Origin of the sequence: Streptomyces bauhiniae, assembly GCF_004784475.1 — a bacterium.
Classification (GTDB): domain Bacteria; phylum Actinomycetota; class Actinomycetes; order Streptomycetales; family Streptomycetaceae; genus Streptomyces; species Streptomyces seoulensis.
The window spans coordinates 225150-241534 of the sequence record NZ_SRRT01000005.1; the positions used below are offsets into that span (position 1 = coordinate 225150).

Sequence of the window (16385 nt, forward strand, 5' to 3'; positions counted from 1 at the left end):
GTCGTCGCACTCCCCAACTGGGCTTTCCAGTAACGGAGATGACTCGCTCACCGGTGCTCGGCGGCACCTCGGACGACGGTATGGAGACCGGCACGTGGCACTGGGAAGAAGCCAAGGAAGAGGACTCCGCACCACCGGGCTGGTGGCCCTGGTCGTCGCGCTGCTCGTGCTGTTGTCCGTGCTGTCGGTGGCGCTGGGCGCGCTCAACGTGCCGCTCGGCCAGGTCGTCCGGTCAGTCCTCGGCCATCCGCCGAGCCGGCTGGTGGACAACGTGATCTGGTCGGTCCGCGTCCCCCGCACCCTGCTCGGCCTGACGACCGGCGCGGCGCTCGGCATGTCGGGTGCGCTGATGCAGGCGCTGACCCGCAACCCGCTGGCCGACCCCGGCATCCTCGGGGTCAGCGCGGGCGCGTCGTTCGCCATCGTGGTGGCGGTCGCGGTGTTCGGGGTGGGCTCGCTGTACGGCTATGTGTGGTTCGCGTTCGCCGGGGCGTTCGCCGCGAGCGTGCTGGTGTTCTTCCTGGGGCGGCTGGGCCGGTCCGGGGCAACTCCGGTGAAGCTGGCGCTCTCCGGGGTGGCCGTCACCTCGATGCTGTCCTCGCTGACCAGCGCCGTGGTGCTCACCGACCAGGACGCGCTGGACCGGTACCGCTTCTGGTCGGCGGGCTCGCTGGCCGACAAGGACACCGGCGACCTGCTGCGCATCCTGCCCTTCCTCGCGGTCGGCGCCGTGCTGGCGCTGGCCAGTGCGCCCGCGCTCAACAGCATGGCGCTCGGGGACGACGTGGCCGCTTCGCTCGGCCGCCGGCTCGGTCTGGTCCGGCTTCAGGGGGTGACGGCGGTGGTGCTGCTGACCGGCGCCTCGGTGGCGGTCATCGGCCCGGTGGTCTTCCTCGGCCTGGTCGTGCCGCACATCGCGCGGCTGCTGGCCCAGTTCGCCGGGATCGGCCCGGACTACCGCTGGCTGCTGCCGCTGTCCGCCGCGATCGCGCCCGCGCTGCTGCTCGCCGCCGACATCCTGGGCCGGACGGTGGCCCGTCCCACCGAGATCCAGGCCGGTGTGCTGGTCGCCTTCCTCGGCGGCCCGTTCTTCATCGCCCTGGTCCGCCGCCGCAAGCTCGCGGAGGTGTGAGCATGGCCGCCCCCACGAAGATCACCGTTCCGGGGAAGCTCACCGCGTCCCCCGTCCTGCGCGACCGGCCCTTCCGGCTCGCCGTCCCCCCGGTCTCCGGGATGCTGCGTCCCCGGCTGCTGCTGACCGGCGTGGCCGTGGCCATCGGCGCGTTCCTGCTGTTCTGCTGGGGCCTGGCCCTCGGGGACTACCCGGTGTCCCTCCCCGACGTGGTCCGGGCGCTCGTCGGCGCGGGCGACCCCGGCACGGTCACCGTCGTCCAGGACCTCCGGCTGCCGCGCGCCCTGACCGGGCTGCTCGTCGGCGTGACCTTCGGGGTGTCCGGCGCGGTGTTCCAGACCATGACCCGCAACCCGCTGGCCAGCCCCGACATGATCGGGCTCACCGAGGGCGCGGGGACGGCGGTGGTCGCCGCCGTGGTCCTCGGCTGGACGGGCGGACTCGGCCTGTCGACGCTGGGTCTGCTGGGCGCGCTGGTGACCGCGCTGCTGGTGTACGCGCTGGCGTGGAAGGGCGGCGCGACCGGGTACCGGATCATCCTCGTCGGCATCGGTGTCTCCTGGATCTGCACCAGCGCGACCGACTTCCTTGTGGCGCGGGGCGACCGGTTCCAGGCGCAGGAGGCCGTGGGCTGGCTGGTCGGCAACCTCAACGGCCGTACCTGGGAGCAGGTCGACACCCTGGCGCTCGCCACGGCCGCGCTGCTGCCGCTCGCCCTGGGCCTGGGCCGCTGGATGCGCACGCTCCAGCTCGGCGACGACGTGGCCGCCGGGCTCGGCACCCCCGTGCAGCCGGTCCGGCTGGCGCTGCTGCTGACCGGCGTGGGCCTGGTCGCCTTCGGTACGGCGGCCGCGGGGCCGGTGGCGTTCGTCGCGCTGGCCTGTCCGCAGATCGCCCAGCGGGTGGCGGGCACCTCCTCGCCGCCCCCTCTTGTCTCCGGTCTCACCGGCGCGTTCACCGTGCTCGGCGCCGACCTCCTCGCCCGCGAGGCGGTGCCGGGTACGGAACTGCCGGTCGGGATCGTCACCGGCGCCCTCGGCGCGCCGGTCCTGCTGTGGCTGCTCATCCGCGCCAACCGCGCGGGCTCTGGAGGCTGATGCACATGCCGACCACCGAACCGCGCGTCCAGCGCACGACCAAGTCACCCGTGAGCGGACCGGAGTTGGGTGCCCGTGGGCTGCGGCTCGCCTACGACGGGCGGACGGTCGTGGAGAACCTGGACCTCACGGTGCCGACCGGCCGGATCACGGCGATCGTCGGCGCCAACGCCTGCGGGAAGTCCACCCTGTTGCGGGCGCTGGCCCGGCTGCTGACGCCGCGTCAGGGTGTGGTCGAGCTGGACGGGGTGGCCCTGCGCGAGGTGCCGACGCGGGAGCTGGCACGCAAGCTGGGCATCCTGCCGCAGACGCCGGTGGCGCCGGAGGGGCTGACCGTGTCCGACCTGGTGGGCCGGGGGCGCTCACCGCACCAGACCTGGTGGCGGCAGTGGTCGGCGGCGGACGAGGAGGCGGTGCGCGGGGCGCTCACCGCGACCGGGCTCACCGATCTCGCGGACCGCCCGGTGGACGAGCTGTCCGGGGGCCAGCGGCAGCGGGCCTGGATCGCCATGGCCGTCGCCCAGGGCACGCCCGTACTGCTGCTGGACGAGCCGACCACCTATCTCGACCTGGCCCACCAGATCGACGTACTGGACCTGATCACCGACCTGAACCGGCGCGAGGGCCGCACCGTGGTGATGGTGCTGCACGACCTCAACCAGGCGTGCCGGTACGCCGATCACGTCATCGCCATGAAGGCCGGCCGGATCGTCGCCGAGGGCCCGCCCGCCGAGGTGGTGACCGAGCGGACCGTGGACGACGTGTTCGGGCTGCGCTGCCGGATCGCGCCGGACCCGGTCAGCGGCACCCCGCTGGTCATCCCGCTCGGCCGCCACCACGACGACGGCGCGGGCCTCGCGGACGCCGTCCCGGCGGCGGCCGTCGACTGACCGGCCGCCGCCGCGCGCGGCTCAGGGGCGCGAGGTGAGGTATCCGCCCATGGTGCGGAAGTAGTCGGCGGCCGCGTACTCGGTGCCGTCGTCCGTGCGCACCCGCTTCACCAGCAACCCCCGGCAGCGCCCGGTGTGCGCCTCGGCGCCGGCCACGACGACCACCCCGTCACCCTCGCGGATGAAGATCCGCCCCGGCGTGCCCCCGTACCGCCCCTCGGAGACGGCGGCGGAGACGATCCGCAGCCGCTCCCCGCGGTGGTAGGCGTACGCGTTGGGGTACGGGTCCGACTGGGCGCGTACGAGGCGCTCCAGGCGTTCGGCGGGCCAGTTGAAGTCGATGCGGCTGTCCTCGGCGGAGCGCTTGTGGAAGAAGCTGGCGCGGGAGCGGTCCTGCGGTATCCACCGGCCGGCGTCCCGGCCGGAGGCGATGAGGTCCAGCGACTCGCGCACCAGCGGCGCGATGAGGTCGACGGTGCGGTGGAACAGGTCGGTCGCGGTGTCGGTGGGGCCGACCGGCACCGAGCGCTGCACCAGGATGTCCCCGGCGTCGAGTTCGCCGTTCATCCGGTGCGCGGTCACGCCGACCCGCTCCTCCCCGTTGAGCAGCGCCCAGATGATCGGGGAGAAGCCGGCGTAGGAGGGCAGCAGCGAGTCGTGGATGTTGAGGGTGCCGTGCTCGGGCAGGTCGAACAGCTCGGGGGGCAGCCAGGTGCGCCAGTTGTTGGCGACGATGATGTCCGGTCGTGACTCCCGTACGGCGGCGAGGAGTTCGGCGTCGTCGGGGCGGTTGCGCAGCAGTACGGGGACGCCGTGCTTCTCGGCGAGTTCGGCGACGTTGTCGTCCCAGATCTTCTCGTAGGCGTGTTCGCTCTTCGGGTGGGTGAGGACGAGGACGACCTCGTGCTCGGAGTCGAGCAGCGCCTGCAGCGTGCGGTGACCCCAGGTCTGGTAGCCGAGCATGACGACCCGCATACAGCCCTTCCCTTCACAGACTCCATTGCTAGGTAAGCCTTACCTTATCTAGCATGGGCCTGCCTGAGGGAGGCGATGCCAAGGTGAAGTCACCCCGCATGGGTTCCGACGTCGTCCACGACGTGCTCGGTATCGGATTCGGACCGTCAAATCTCGCTCTGTCCATAGCGGTTGAGGAACACAACGCGGGCCGTTCAGCAGGCCACCGTCTCAACGCACTGTTCCTGGAACGCCAGTCGGGCTTCGGCTGGCACCGGGGCATGCTGATCGACGACGCCACGATGCAGGTGTCCTTCCTGAAGGACCTCGTCACGCTGCGCAACCCGACCAGCGACTACAGCTTCCTGTGCTTCCTGCGTGAACGGGGCAGGCTGATCGACTTCCTGAACCAGAAGACGCTGTTCCCGCTGCGCATGGAGTTCCACGAATACTTCGAGTGGGCGGCCGAGCGGGTGTCCCACCTGGTCGCGTACGGCAGTGAGGCCGTCGCCGTGGACCCGGTGCGCGACGACGACGGTCAGGTGGCGTACTTCGACGTCACCTGCCGCGACACCGCCGGTTCCGGCGGGACGGTGACCCACCGGGCCCGCAACATCAGCCTGGCGATGGGCCTGGAGCCGCATGTGCCGCCCGGTCTGGAACTGGGCGAACGGGTCTGGCACAACAGTCAGTTGATCCCGCGCTCGGTCCAACTGGCCGACTCCGGGGCCCCGGTGCGGCGCGTGGTCGTGCTCGGGGCCGGGCAGAGCGGTGCGGAGGCGGTGGACTATCTGCACCGCACCTTCCCGGAGGCGGAGGTGTGCTCGGTCTTCGCCAAGTACGGTTACACCCCGGCCGACGACAGCCCGTTCGCCAACCGCATCTTCGACCCGGAGGCGGTGGACGTCTACTTCTCGGCGCCGTCGGAGGTCAAGCAGTCGCTGTTCGACTACCACCGCTCGACCAACTACTCCGTGGTGGACATGGAGTTGATCGAGGCGCTGTACGCCACCGCGTACCGGGAGAAGGTGTCCGGGCGGGAGCGGCTGCGCTTCCTCAACGTCTCCCGCGTCCGTTCGGTCGACGCGGGCGCGGGCGGCGCGCTGGACGTCACCGTGGAGTTCCTGCCCACCGGTGAACGCCAGGTGCTCCCCACCGATGTGCTGGTCCTCGCCACCGGCTACCGCCCCCGCGATCTGACCCCGCTGCTCGGCGAGGCGGCCAAGCTCTGCCTGCGGGACGACGAGGACGAGATCCGGGTGGGCCGCGATCATCGGGTCGAGACGGCGCCGGAGGTCACGGCGGGCATCTACCTCCAGGGCGGCACCGAGCACACTCACGGGCTGACCAGCACCCTGCTGTCGACGGTCGCCGTCCGGGCGGAGGAGATCCACCGTTCCGTGCTGGCGGGCCGCGTTCCGGCCTGACAAACTCCCCGGAGCCCTGGCGGACGGTCCCGCCGGGGCTCCGGGGTCCTGCTCTCAGGGGGCCGGCGGGCCGCCGAAGACGTCCGCCACGCCCGTCACGCTGCGGACCGCGCCGCAGGTCGCGGCGATCCAGTCCACGGCCATCCGGTGCTGGCCGGGCGCCCGGTCGGCCACCGCGTCCGCGACGACGAAGGGCTCCATGTCCTGCATCGCGGCGTCGGCCGCCGTGAGCAGCACCTGGGTCCGCGCGAACACCCCGGTGATCACCGGCTGGTCCCGGCCCAGCTCGGCGAGGCGGTGGCGCAGCCGGGTCCCGGCGAACGCGCTGAACCGCTTGGCCGTCAGCAGGCTGTCCCCCACCTGCGGCCGGATCTCCTCCGCGACCTCGCGCGCGTCCCCGTCCCGGAGCAGCGCGGGGTGCCCGAAGGCCGTCCCCCGCCCGGCGGCCCGGCCGTCGGCACTGGCGAGGGTGTAGAGGACCGGTATCCCCGCCGCCCGCGCCGACTCGCACAACAAGGCTATGCCGGCGACGAGTTGGGACACCGGTGCGGACCGTTCCCGCAGGACGCGCAGGAAGTGGTTCTGCGGGTTGAGGATCAGCAGGGCCGCGCGGGCCGGTTCGATGACCCAGCCGGACCGGTCGGCGGGCAGCACGGCCGGATCGGGCATCGCGTAGGGGGCCGGGGTCTCAGTACGGTCCATGCGTCCAGCGGCCGTCCGTCATCGTGGCGTGCACGGGCATCGTGCGCAGCGTGTCCGCGTCCGCGTCCAGCGGGTCCACGTCCACGACCACCAGGTCGGCCGGGTCCCCGACCCGGACGGCGCGCCGCCCTCGCGCGGCGGCGACCAGCGCGTCCGGCACCAAGAGGCGCTGTTCCGGATGCCAGGCGGGACGCGCGTCGTCGGTGCGGCTGACGGCCGCGGCGATGCCCAGCCAGGGGTCCAGCGGGGAGACCGGCGCGTCCGAACCGAACTCCAGCCGGGCCCCGGCGGCGAGGAGGTCGGCGTAGGCGAAGGCGCGGGCGGTGCGGCCGGCCCAGTGGTGGTCGGCCACATCGCGGTCGTCGGTGGCATGCCGGGGCTGTACGCCGACGATGACGCCCAACTCGGCGAAACGGGGCAGGTCTTCGGGGTCGAGGAGCTGGGCGTGCTCGATGCGACCCCGGCAGCGGACGACCGCGAAGGCGTCCAGGGCGACCGTGTTGGCGCGGTCCCCGATGGCGTGCACGGCGGGCTCGATGCCGTGGGCCGAGGCCCGCCGCATCAGGCGTATCAGCTCGTCGGGCGCGGTCTGCTCGATGCCGTGGGCGCCGTCGGTGCCCTCCAGCCCCGGATAGGGGTCGTGGCACAGGGCGGTACGGGTGTTGAGGGAGCCGTCCGTGAACAGCTTGAGCGGGCCGACGCGCACCAGTCCCCCGTTGGCGCCGATCTCACTCCCGGTGCGCAGCCCTCTGACCAGGGCGGATTCCAGTCCGCTCGGGTAGACGGCGGCCGCGACCCGCACGGCCGGCGGGGTGTCGGCGGAGCGGCGCTCCCAGTCGGTGACCGTGTCGCCGAACTGGAAGTCGATGACGCCGGTGACCCCGCGCGCGGCGGCGGCCCGGCAGGCGTCGGCGATCCAGCGGTCCACCGTCGCGGCCGGGGCGGCGGGCAGCGCGGACAGCGCCTCGTGGCCCTCGTGCTCCCGGATCAGCCCGGTGGGGTGGTCGGTGCGCCCGGCGAGAGCGAGGCCGGCGGAGTTCAGCCAGACGGCGTGCAGGTCGGCGCTGACCAGGGCCACCGGGCGGTCGGGCAGCACCGCGTCGAGCAGGCTCTTGTGCGGGGCGTCGGGCCAGAGGCCGTCGCGGAAGCCGTAACCGTAGAGCACCGTACGGTCGTTGGCCCCGCCGCGCTCCCGGACGAGGCCGGCGACAGCTCGTGCGGAGCCCGTGCCGGCGAGGTCGAGCCGGTGGCGGGCGGCGGCCCACTCCGCGAGGTGGACGTGGGCGTCCCACAGGCCGGGCAGGAGGACACGGCCGTCCAGGTCGAGCACCTGGTCGCCGTGCTCGACGGGGGCCGTGTCCGCGTCCAGGTGGATGTGCGTCACCCGGCCGTCGGCGACCCGCAGCCGGGCGAGGGGCCCGCCCGCACCGAGCCGTACGTGATGGAGCGTCAATCCTGTTTTATGGGCACGTACTTGATCCGTGCGCTCCCGCTCGACGCTCACGAAGTCCGTCATCAAGCCTCCATCCACACCGGGGATCGTCACCGCACGAACTAAAGTTAGCCTTACCTTATCTCCGCGTCACCACCCCGCGATGTACCCGCCGAATTGGCCGAGTTGGGCCCGGTTCGCGCTGACAGTTTGTTGAATTCGCGCGAAGAATTCTTTGACATGGACTGTTCAGGCCGCCAAGTGGTGGTCCAAGCTGACCCCGCCTCGCAAACCCCGCGAGGCTTGCTGGGCCCCACACTCCGGAGGTCTTCCATGCGCCGTCCCCACGCCGTCTCCCTCGCCGCCGCCGGTGCCGCTCTGGCACTCCCCGCGGTGCTGGTACTCGCCAGTGACGCCTCGGCGGCGCCCGCCGACAAGCCGCAGGTGCTCAGCTCCTGGACCCAGACCAGCGCGGCCAGCTACAACTCCTGGGTCTCCGCGCGCGGCAACCAGGGCGCCTGGGCCGCCTACGGCTTCGACTGGTCGACGGACTACTGCAGTTCCTCCCCCGACAACCCCTTCGGCTTCCCCTTCCAGACCGCGTGCGCCCGCCACGACTTCGGCTACCGCAACTACAAGGCCGCCGGCACCTTCTCGGCGAACAAGTCCCGTATCGACTCCGCCTTCTACGAGGACCTAAAGCGCGTCTGCAACAACTACTCCGGCGCCACCAAGACCTCCTGCAACTCCACGGCCTGGACCTACTACCACGCGGTCGACATCTTCGGCCTGAAGGGCGCGGACACCGCCCGCTCCTGAGAACTCCGCCGGGCACGCCATCAGTTGGCGTGCCCGGCATCCGTATGCGGGCCTACGCCCCGCCGAACCGCGCCAGCAGCAGCGCGACATCGTCCGCCGACGTGTGGTCGACCGTGTCGAGGAGCATGTCGCAGGTCTGCCCGAGGGAGCCGGTCGCGCGCTCCAACGTGCGGCAGAGGGCGTGGAGTCCGACGTCGATGGCGTCGTACCGGGTCTCCACCAGGCCGTCGGTGTAGAGGGCGAGCAGGGAGCCCTCGGGGAGTTTGACCTCCAGCGTGCCGAAGGGCACTCCGCCGACGCCCAGGGGTGCGGCGGTGGGGACGGTGAGGAGGGTGGCCTCGTGGTCCGGGTGGACGAGGACCGGTGGGAGGTGGCCCGCGCTGGAGAAGGTGCAGGTGCCGCGCCTGGGGTCGCAGACCGCGTAGACGCAGGTGGCGAAGGACTCGCTGAGGGTGGCGGCGGTCTCGTCCAGGTGGCCGAGCAGTTCGGCGGGCGGCAGGTCGAGGCGGGCCAACGCCCGTGTGGTGGTGCGCAGTTGGCCCATGATGGCGGCGGCCCGGACACCGCTGCCCATCACGTCGCCGACCACGAGGCCCACCTTGCCGTCGCTGAGCGGCAGTACGTCGTACCAGTCGCCGCCGACCTCGGTGCCGCTGCCCGCGGGACGGTAGCCGACCGCGATCTCCAGCCCCTCCGGCTGGTCGGGCGGGGTCTGCGGGAGCAGGCTGCGCTGGAGGGTGAGCGCGGTGTCCCGCTCACGCCCGTACAGCAGGGCGTTGTCCACGCTGATGGCGGCCCGCCCGACGATCTCGCACACCATCTGCAGGTCACGGCTGTCGAAGAGGCGGGTGTTGCCCGTGCGGTACAGGCTGAGCACGCCGAGCACGGTGCCGCGCGCGACCAGCGGCGCCACGAGGTAGCTGCGCACGCCCGCCTTGCGGAGCGCGGCGACGGCCTGTTCGTCGCCCGAGATCCGGCGCAGCGCGGCGGAGTCCACACGGGGGATCATCGCCGGGGTTCCCTCCCGCACGCTGCGGCGCATCATCGGCGCCGGTTCCTCGGTGTCCAGGTCCTCCCACAGCGCGGCGCCGCCCATGTCGTCGTCCGGGTCGGCGGGGGCGACCGCGACGGTGACGAACCGGGCCTGGTCACCCGGCGCGGTACGCCGTCCGGTGGCGACGGACTCCAGCAGGTCGACCGTCGCCAGGTCCGCGAACCGGGGCACGACGGCCTCGGCCAGCTCGCGCGCCGTCTGCCGCAGGTCGAGCGTGCTGCCGATGTCGGCGCTGGCCTCGGAGAGGGTCGCCAGGTGCCGGTGCGCGGCCGCGATCTCGGCGGCGGCGAGGTGGCGCGCGGTGACGTCCACGACGGAGACCGCGACGCCCAGCACCTTCCCGCGCCGGTCCTCGATCCGGTAGTACGACTCCGACCAGGCGTGGTCGTGCTCCGGGTCGGCCGGGACGCGGCCGATGGTGCGGTGGTCGAGGATCGGCTCGCCGGTACGCAGCACCCGCCGCATCGCGGACTCGATGGCCTGGGTGTCCACGCCCGGCAGCGTGTCCTCGAGACGCCGCCCGACCACGTCCTCCTCCGTCACGCCGTTCGCGGTGGTCAGGGCGTCGTTGATACGCATCCAGCGCAGCTCGGTGTCGAAGACGGCGAGGCCGACGGGCGACTGGTTGATCAGCAGCTCGGACAGGGCCAGGTCGCTCTCCACCCGGCGCACGGTGTCGACGTCGGCGGCGAGTGTCAGCCCGAGCACGTTCCCGTCGGGGTCGTGCAGACGGCCCTTGCGGTATTCGACCGAACGGGTCGAACCGTCCTTGCTCCGCGCGAGGAAGACCCCCGCGAAGCTGGTGCCGACCTGCGCCTGCCGGAACAGCTCGCGGATGCGCTGCGCGTCCTCGGGCAGCGCCAGCAGCTCGGCCATGGACCTGCCGAGCGCCTCGGTCGCGTCGTAGCCGAACAACTGCTGGGCCTCGGGGCTCCACAGGACGATGCGGCCCCCGGCGTCCGTGACCACGGCGGAGGCGTGCAGCAGGTCGAGCAGGCCGCCGGGCACCCTGGCCGCCCGGTCCTCGGCCGGGCCGGGCCCGTGCTCCCACAGGTCCTTGGCACCCATACCTGTCGCCTTCCCGTCGACCGCCCCGGTACGAGTACACGGGGCGCGTCTTTTGCATCAGCTCATACCACTATGCCGTGCACCTCCTGTCCGCTCCTGCCCGAGCGGATCGGGGTACCAGACGGGACGGACCCTGGTACCAGGCCGACCGGACCCCGGTACGCCCCTTGTGTTAGCGTGAAACTTTTGCACGGTAGTGACGGTCGGTGACCCCGCCCGTCCGGTCGCCGTCCTCGTCCTACCGGGCCTTCCTCGGTACGTCCCCTCTTGCGGAAGGCTTGTCATGAACCACCCGGACCCCGCCGAGTCGCAGCCGTCGGTCACCTCCTTCGCCGACCTGGACCTGCCGCCCGCGGTGCAGCGCAAGCTCGCCGAACTGGACGTGCGCGAGCCCTTCCCGATCCAGGCGGCCACGATCCCCGACGCCCTCGCCGGCCGCGACATCCTGGGACGCGCCCGCACCGGCTCCGGCAAGACCCTCGCCTTCGGCCTCCCGCTGCTCGCGCGTACGGCGGGACGCCGGGCCGAATCCAAGCAGCCGCTGGCCCTGATCCTGGTACCCACCCGCGAGCTGGCCCAGCAGGTGAGCGAGGCGCTCACCCCGTACGCCGAGGCGCTGGGGCTGCGGATGGCCGCGGTGGTCGGCGGCATGTCGATCGGCCGCCAGATCGCCGCGCTGCGCGACGGCGCCGAGGTCGTCGTCGCCACCCCCGGCCGGCTGCACGACCTCATCGAGCGCAAGGCGTGCCGTCTGGGCCGGGTCGGGATCACGGTCCTCGACGAGGCCGACCAGATGTGCGACATGGGCTTCCTGCCGCAGGTCACCGAGGCGCTGGAGCAGGTACGGCCCGACGGTCAGCGCATGCTGTTCTCCGCGACCCTGGACGGCGATGTCGACGGCCTGGTCCGCGACCACCTCCAGGACCCGGCCTCGCACTCGGTCGACCCCTCGGCGGGCACGGTCACGACGATGGACCACCACGTCCTGGTCGTGCATGGGCCGGACCTGTACGCCGTGACCACGGAGATCGCCGCGCGCGACGGCCGGGTGCTGCTGTTCCGGGACACCAAGCACGGCGTCGACCAGCTCACCCGGCACCTGCGCGCCAGCGGGGTGCACGCGGCGGCCCTGCACAGCGGCAAGTCCCAGCCGCAGCGCACCCGTACCCTCGCGCAGTTCAAGGACGGGCAGATCACCGCGCTGGTGGCCACCAACGTCGCGGCGCGCGGCCTGCACATCGACGACCTCGACCTCGTGGTCAACGTCGACCCGCCCGCCGACGCCAAGGACTACCTCCACCGCGCCGGCCGCACCGCGCGCGGCGGCGGCTCCGGCAGCGTGGTCACACTGGTGCTGTCGGGCCAGCGGCGCGAGCTGAGCAAGGTGACGTCCGAGGCGGGCATCGAGCCGACGGTCACCAAGGTGCGCTCCGGCGAGGCCGCCCTGACCCGTATCACCGGCGCCCGCAGGCCGTCGGGCACCCCGCTCGACGGCGGCCCGTCGTCCCGTCCCAAGAACACCAACGCGCCGTTCCGGGGGATGGGCTCCACCAAGGACGCCTCCGGCGGGCGGCCGTCGCGCAAGACGAGCGAGGCTCGCAAGCTGGCGGAGGCCCGGCGGGCGGCGCAGGTGCGGCGGGGGCGCTGAGTCCTGCGTGCGGCGCGGGCTCTGACTCAGACGCGGGTCAGCCGGTGCAGGGCCCAGTCGACCATGGGTGCGTAGACCAGCGGTACCGGTACCGGCGCGGTCAGGTGAACCGCGACCCGGGTACCCGTACCCTGCGGCTGCATGGTGTGCCCCACCACTACCGGTATACCGAGGAAGTTGACCTTCCAGGCCCAGGCGCCCTCCGCCTCGTTGACCTCGGTGACCTCGAACCGCCCGCGCAGGAACCCCGCGACCTCGACCTCACCCCGGGCACCCGGCCGGATGACGTCGCCCTCTGTGCGGACCGCCCGTAGGTGCGGCGCCCAGTGCGCCCACTCCTCGTACCGCGCGTACCGCTCCCAGACCACATCGGGCGCAGCGGGGCCCGCAACCGTGACGGTATGCCGCATGACAGTCCTCCCAGCGGTGTCCGGCTCAATGTACGAGGGCGGGCGGGAGGATGCGCGGCGAGCGGGAACGCGCTCCGGGCGCCTGCCGCTCGCCGCCGGGAACCGCCTAGCTGTCGCCGCGTGACTTGCGCGCGTGTTCCGGGGTGGGTGAGTCGATACGACCGGAGCGGCCCTGAAGGCGGGGGTCACTGGCGTGGACGACGCCGACCGGGGAACCACTCTCGATGACGGCGACCTGCCGGACCGAGTTCTCCTCCATCAGCCGGGCGACGTTGTCGAGCCCGTCGTCGATGTCCACGGTGACGAGACCCCCGCGCACCACCTCGGCCACGGTCATCTTCTCGGCGTCGGCCGCCTCCGCGAGCGCGCTCACGACGAGATCGTGATCGCTGACGAGCCCCCGGAGCGCGCCGCCCTCCACCACGAGCACGACATCGACCCCGTCGTCACGCATCGTCCGCGCCACGGACGTGACGGACTCCCGGCCGTCCACCGTCGTGGGGTTTCCCGTCATGATCTCGCGCACGCTGTCCATCGCCACTTCCTCCTTGATCGGCCACGGTCCTACGCCCCACCGTGTACCCCGCGACACGCCCGCAACCCCGCGCCCGGGTGCGAACGGGCTAGCGCCCGGCCAGGGTGGAAGGACACCCTCACACCCAGGAGCCCCCATGAACGCCTCCGACAAGGACCGCCCCGCCAAGGGCGACAAGGTCGCCTGGAGCACCCACGGCACCGAGACCACCGGCAAGGTCGAAAAGAAGATCACCGACCGCACCGAGGCCGCCGGCCGCACCGTCGACGCGTCCCCCGAGGACCCGCAGTACGAGGTCCGCAGCGACAAGTCGGGGCGGACGGCGGTGCACAAGCCTGCGGCGCTCAAGAAGAAGGGGAAGTCGTAGCGGGGCGGTGTTAGCGCCAACTCCCGCCATGGTTCGCTACGTTGACGTGATCCGCCTTGCCATCCGACTCTGAGTGGGGTCGGTGGCGGGCGGGTTTCGGCGGGCATGTGAGCACTAATTGGACATTGTTGCGATTCACCCTCCGGCGCGGGCATCGGCGGGCACTATGTGTGCCAGCAGCAACACGCTTCGTGTAAGGAATCAAGGAGCACAAGTGTCCAAGCAGTTGCCCGTTCCCGCGCCGGCCGATGACGGCTCCGGCCACAAGGCAGGGCGCAGGGGAGTGGTGCGCTACCTCCAGAACGAGACAGCGCCCGGCGCCGCACGCAAGGTGCTGGGGAACGCCTTGCGCCTCAGCCGGGAATGCGCCGGCCTGAGTCTGGGTGAAGCGGCCGGTCGCCTCGGGGTGTCTTCCTCGAAGGTGAGCCGGATCGAATCTGGCATGCACTCGCCCAAGGAGCGTGAACTGCCGGAGTTCTTCCGGACTTACGGGATCACGACTGCGGAGGAACAGGCAAATCTGCGAGAGCTGGCAGCGGCCGCTCACCGGCCCACCTGGTGGCAGCCCTGGTCCGCGGTCACGCCGAAGTACCTCCAGGCCGTGGTCAGCTTCGAGGACATGGCAAGCAGGGTGAGGTCCTTCGAACCCACCTACTTGCACGGCCTGTTGCAGACTCCGGAATACGCTCGGGCGCTGATCGAACGAGGCCGGGGCCCCGCGAGCACACACGACGAGCTGGTCAGGTTCCGCACCAAGCGCCAGGAGCAGTTCACCGCTTCGGACAAGAAGTTGCTCTGCGTCGTCGACGAGGCCACACTCGGTCGTGCCGTCGGATCAGCGGCCATCATGCGCGGGCAGTTGCAACACCTGATCGACCTGACGCACAGCCCCCGGATTCAGCTACGCCTCGCCCCCCTGTACGACTTCGACGTACACGTCGAACTCGGCCCCACGACCATCTTCGACTTCGCCGGCCGCCTTCTCCCCACGATCGTCTTCACCGAGGGGTACGACGGTGGCCTGGTCATCGAGGACGAAGCGATGGTGGACCGGCGCGTGAAGGCGTTCGACGCACTCGCTGCTCGCTCGCTGGACTCCCATGCCATGCGGCGACGTTTGCAGCACCTGCTGGTCCGCTACAAGTGACCCCGTCAGACCTTCCGCCCAACCCCCGCATACAACGACACAAGCCGATCACTGAGCACCCCCGGCCCGCTTCCCACCCGCGGATGCCACTGGTGGGCCAACACCACCCCCGGCTCCACGAGTTCGAGCCCCTCGAAGAACCGCACGACCTCCGCCCGGCTGCGTACCTGCGCGGGCGTCCCCCGCTGGACGTACGTGTCGATGATGGCCGCCCAGGTCTCCGGGGCGAAGTCACCCGTGCAGTGGGTCAGGCTGAGGTAGGAGCCGGGGGCGAGGTGGTTCATGAAGCCGCGGACGATGCCGTAGGGGTCCCGGTCGTCGGGGATGAAGTGCAGCAGCGCGTGGAGGCTGAGGACCACCGGCTTGCCGAGGTCCACGACGCCCTCGGCCTCCACCGCCGCGAGGACCGCGGCGGGATCGGTGGCGTCCGCCTGGACATAGCCCGTGAGTCCCTCGGGAGTCCCGGCGAGTAACTCGTCCGCGTAGACGAGCACGATGGGGTCGTTGTCGATGTACATGACCCGGCACTCAGGTGCGACGTCCTGGACCACCTCGTGCAGGTTGGGCGCGGTCGGGATACCGGTACCCACGTCGATGAACTGCCGCATGCCGCACCGCTGCGCCACATACCGCGCGGCCCGGTGCATATAGGCACGGTTCACCCGGGCCACGGTCTCGATCGCCGGGAACAGTTTGATCACCGCCTGGGCCGCTTCCCGGTCCACGCTGTAATTCGTCTTACCGCCCAGGTAGTAGTCGTACATCCGCGCACTGTGGGGCTGGTCCTGCCCCAAGAACACCTCGCTGTTGCCCTGCTCGTGCCCCTGTGCGGCCTGGTCCCCCACTGTGTTCCCTCCCAGGCATCCACGCTCACCCGTCCTCGCCAGGGGCGGAATGCACTTGCATTGTCCCTATCCATACCGACCGTTCAGCAGCGATGTCCAGAGGTGAACGGTATTCACAGCCTTCCGAGCGGGCCCGTACCAAATTGACGCCGAAGGACACCGGCCGGGCCTGCGGCCGGTGCCTCCCCGCACCTACCTCAGAGTTCGCCGCGGTCGAGCGCGGCGGTGAAGGCGGCAGCGGTCCCCCGCGAGACCGCCATGACCGGGCCGTTCTGGGTCTTGGAGTCACGGAACAGCACCCGCTCGCCGGACGGCTCTGCGATCTCCACGCACGAGCCTTCCGGCAGGCTGTACGAACTCTTCCGCCACGCGACGCCGGCCCCGTTCGAGCCGTGCCGCTCCACAACCGTCGGTTTCCTCACCGGACGACCTCCTGCGGTGAATGAACTCCCCGTTGCCGGGATGCAATTGCATACCGGCTCAGACGTTGAGAGGTTCACCGCTCACCGCGTCATGTATGCACGCTGCAATCAACAATGTCTCGATTCAACTGTCGGCCTCTCGCATGCAAGTGCGTCACCCGGACGGCCGCTTTGCCTGTGCTTTCAGTCCCTTGGAAATGGACGGGGGAATATGCGCCAGGCATGGAGTATGCGGGCGGCATTCGTACAGTCATAGCGGAGAAGACGAGCCGGGTTTCGACACCGGGGCTCTCAACTGGAACAGACGGGGCGCACAAACAGGGCGCACTCTCACCGAAAATCGAACGTGGCTCCCGGAGAGGACAGCTTATCCCTCTGGCAATACCGCGCCGACAGCAAGGGAAATGCCGCATTCCGCTGCTCAAGTGGATTCCAA

At 71.3% G+C, this 16385-nt stretch carries 16 protein-coding genes; 8 read left to right on the plus strand and 8 right to left on the minus strand.

All coding sequences use genetic code 11. The features are described 5' to 3' along the window. The first annotated feature begins 142 nt into the window (after positions 1-142). From E5083_RS17860 to E5083_RS17870, 3 genes are read left to right on the plus strand one after another with little or no spacing between them, the layout of a single operon-like run. A complete protein-coding gene (locus E5083_RS17860; RefSeq protein WP_135787028.1) occupies positions 143-1132 on the plus strand; it encodes a FecCD family ABC transporter permease in 990 nt (329 codons plus the stop codon). 2 nt (positions 1133-1134) lie between these two features. Beyond that, complete coding sequence (locus E5083_RS17865; RefSeq protein ID WP_135786704.1) at positions 1135-2229, plus strand: FecCD family ABC transporter permease; 1095 nt, start codon at positions 1135-1137, stop codon at positions 2227-2229. A gap of 5 nt (positions 2230-2234) precedes the next feature. Continuing rightward, on the plus strand, positions 2235-3119 hold the full coding sequence (locus E5083_RS17870) for an ABC transporter ATP-binding protein (protein ID WP_135786705.1): 885 nt from the start codon (positions 2235-2237) through the stop codon (positions 3117-3119). 21 nt (positions 3120-3140) lie between these two features. Here the strand turns inward: E5083_RS17870 and E5083_RS17875 are convergent, their stop codons facing one another. Further along, positions 3141-4094 (minus strand): methionyl-tRNA formyltransferase, encoded by a 954-nt coding sequence (locus E5083_RS17875; protein ID WP_135786706.1) that lies wholly within the window; start codon positions 4092-4094, stop codon positions 3141-3143. Between the two features lie 98 nt (positions 4095-4192). Between E5083_RS17875 and E5083_RS17880 the strand changes: the two genes are divergently transcribed. Then, positions 4193-5500 (plus strand): lysine N(6)-hydroxylase/L-ornithine N(5)-oxygenase family protein, encoded by a 1308-nt coding sequence (locus E5083_RS17880; RefSeq protein ID WP_208754078.1) that lies wholly within the window; start codon positions 4193-4195, stop codon positions 5498-5500. 54 nt (positions 5501-5554) lie between these two features. On the opposite strand, the gene E5083_RS17885 is transcribed toward E5083_RS17880, so the two are convergent. Both E5083_RS17885 and E5083_RS17890 read right to left on the minus strand, forming a co-directional pair. Continuing rightward, positions 5555-6202 (minus strand): isochorismatase family protein, encoded by a 648-nt coding sequence (locus tag E5083_RS17885; RefSeq protein WP_135786707.1) that lies wholly within the window; start codon positions 6200-6202, stop codon positions 5555-5557. Continuing rightward, positions 6189-7718, minus strand: coding sequence for an amidohydrolase (locus tag E5083_RS17890; RefSeq protein WP_135786708.1), 1530 nt, complete (start codon positions 7716-7718; stop codon positions 6189-6191). Before E5083_RS17890 ends, E5083_RS17885 begins: the two co-directional genes overlap by 14 nt. A 249-nt stretch (positions 7719-7967) precedes the next feature. Between E5083_RS17890 and E5083_RS17895 the strand changes: the two genes are divergently transcribed. Further along, a complete protein-coding gene (locus E5083_RS17895) occupies positions 7968-8453 on the plus strand; it encodes a phospholipase (RefSeq protein ID WP_135786709.1) in 486 nt (161 codons plus the stop codon). Positions 8454-8505: 52 nt separating this feature from the next. On the opposite strand, the gene E5083_RS17900 is transcribed toward E5083_RS17895, so the two are convergent. Beyond that, positions 8506-10575, minus strand: a complete 2070-nt coding sequence (locus E5083_RS17900) for a SpoIIE family protein phosphatase (RefSeq protein ID WP_135786710.1) — start codon at positions 10573-10575, stop codon at positions 8506-8508. A gap of 283 nt (positions 10576-10858) precedes the next feature. On the opposite strand from E5083_RS17900, the gene E5083_RS17905 reads away from it, so the two are divergent. Further along, a complete protein-coding gene (locus E5083_RS17905; protein ID WP_135786711.1) occupies positions 10859-12223 on the plus strand; it encodes a DEAD/DEAH box helicase in 1365 nt (454 codons plus the stop codon). A gap of 26 nt (positions 12224-12249) precedes the next feature. Here E5083_RS17905 and E5083_RS17910 read toward each other — a convergent pair whose 3' ends face one another. Further along, complete coding sequence (locus E5083_RS17910) at positions 12250-12633, minus strand: SRPBCC family protein (RefSeq protein ID WP_135786712.1); 384 nt, start codon at positions 12631-12633, stop codon at positions 12250-12252. A gap of 106 nt (positions 12634-12739) precedes the next feature. After that, on the minus strand, positions 12740-13168 hold the full coding sequence (locus E5083_RS17915; protein WP_167513570.1) for a CBS domain-containing protein: 429 nt from the start codon (positions 13166-13168) through the stop codon (positions 12740-12742). A 136-nt stretch (positions 13169-13304) separates the two neighbouring features. Here E5083_RS17915 and E5083_RS17920 point away from each other — a divergent pair, with 136 nt between their 5' ends. After that, entirely contained in the window at positions 13305-13535 is a 231-nt protein-coding gene (locus E5083_RS17920) for a hypervirulence associated TUDOR domain-containing protein (RefSeq protein WP_135786714.1), read from the plus strand. A gap of 214 nt (positions 13536-13749) precedes the next feature. Further along, positions 13750-14682: a helix-turn-helix domain-containing protein gene (locus E5083_RS17925; protein WP_244317542.1), complete on the plus strand. Its 933-nt coding sequence runs from the start codon at positions 13750-13752 to the stop codon at positions 14680-14682. Between the two features lie 5 nt (positions 14683-14687). Here E5083_RS17925 and E5083_RS17930 read toward each other — a convergent pair whose 3' ends face one another. Beyond that, entirely contained in the window at positions 14688-15527 is an 840-nt protein-coding gene (locus E5083_RS17930) for an SAM-dependent methyltransferase (protein ID WP_135786715.1), read from the minus strand. Positions 15528-15724: 197 nt separating this feature from the next. Beyond that, a complete protein-coding gene (locus E5083_RS32030) occupies positions 15725-16027 on the minus strand; it encodes a DUF397 domain-containing protein (protein ID WP_341869871.1) in 303 nt (100 codons plus the stop codon). Positions 16028-16385 lie beyond the last annotated feature (358 nt).

Excerpts from the sequence above, each read along its gene's own strand:
- E5083_RS17865 (WP_135786704.1), top strand. The coding sequence starts at position 1,135 with ATGGCCGCCCCCACGAAGATCACCGTTCCGGGGAAGCTCACCGCGTCC.
- E5083_RS17870 (WP_135786705.1), top strand. The coding sequence starts at position 2,235 with ATGCCGACCACCGAACCGCGCGTCCAGCGCACGACCAAGTCACCCGTG.
- E5083_RS17875 (WP_135786706.1), bottom strand. The coding sequence starts at position 4,094 with ATGCGGGTCGTCATGCTCGGCTACCAGACCTGGGGTCACCGCACGCTG.
- E5083_RS17880 (WP_208754078.1), top strand. The coding sequence starts at position 4,193 with ATGGGTTCCGACGTCGTCCACGACGTGCTCGGTATCGGATTCGGACCG.
- E5083_RS17885 (WP_135786707.1), bottom strand. The coding sequence starts at position 6,202 with ATGGACCGTACTGAGACCCCGGCCCCCTACGCGATGCCCGATCCGGCC.
- E5083_RS17890 (WP_135786708.1), bottom strand. The coding sequence starts at position 7,718 with ATGACGGACTTCGTGAGCGTCGAGCGGGAGCGCACGGATCAAGTACGT.
- E5083_RS17895 (WP_135786709.1), top strand. The coding sequence starts at position 7,968 with ATGCGCCGTCCCCACGCCGTCTCCCTCGCCGCCGCCGGTGCCGCTCTG.
- E5083_RS17900 (WP_135786710.1), bottom strand. The coding sequence starts at position 10,575 with ATGGGTGCCAAGGACCTGTGGGAGCACGGGCCCGGCCCGGCCGAGGAC.
- E5083_RS17905 (WP_135786711.1), top strand. The coding sequence starts at position 10,859 with ATGAACCACCCGGACCCCGCCGAGTCGCAGCCGTCGGTCACCTCCTTC.
- E5083_RS17910 (WP_135786712.1), bottom strand. The coding sequence starts at position 12,633 with ATGCGGCATACCGTCACGGTTGCGGGCCCCGCTGCGCCCGATGTGGTC.
- E5083_RS17915 (WP_167513570.1), bottom strand. The coding sequence starts at position 13,168 with ATGGACAGCGTGCGCGAGATCATGACGGGAAACCCCACGACGGTGGAC.
- E5083_RS17920 (WP_135786714.1), top strand. The coding sequence starts at position 13,305 with ATGAACGCCTCCGACAAGGACCGCCCCGCCAAGGGCGACAAGGTCGCC.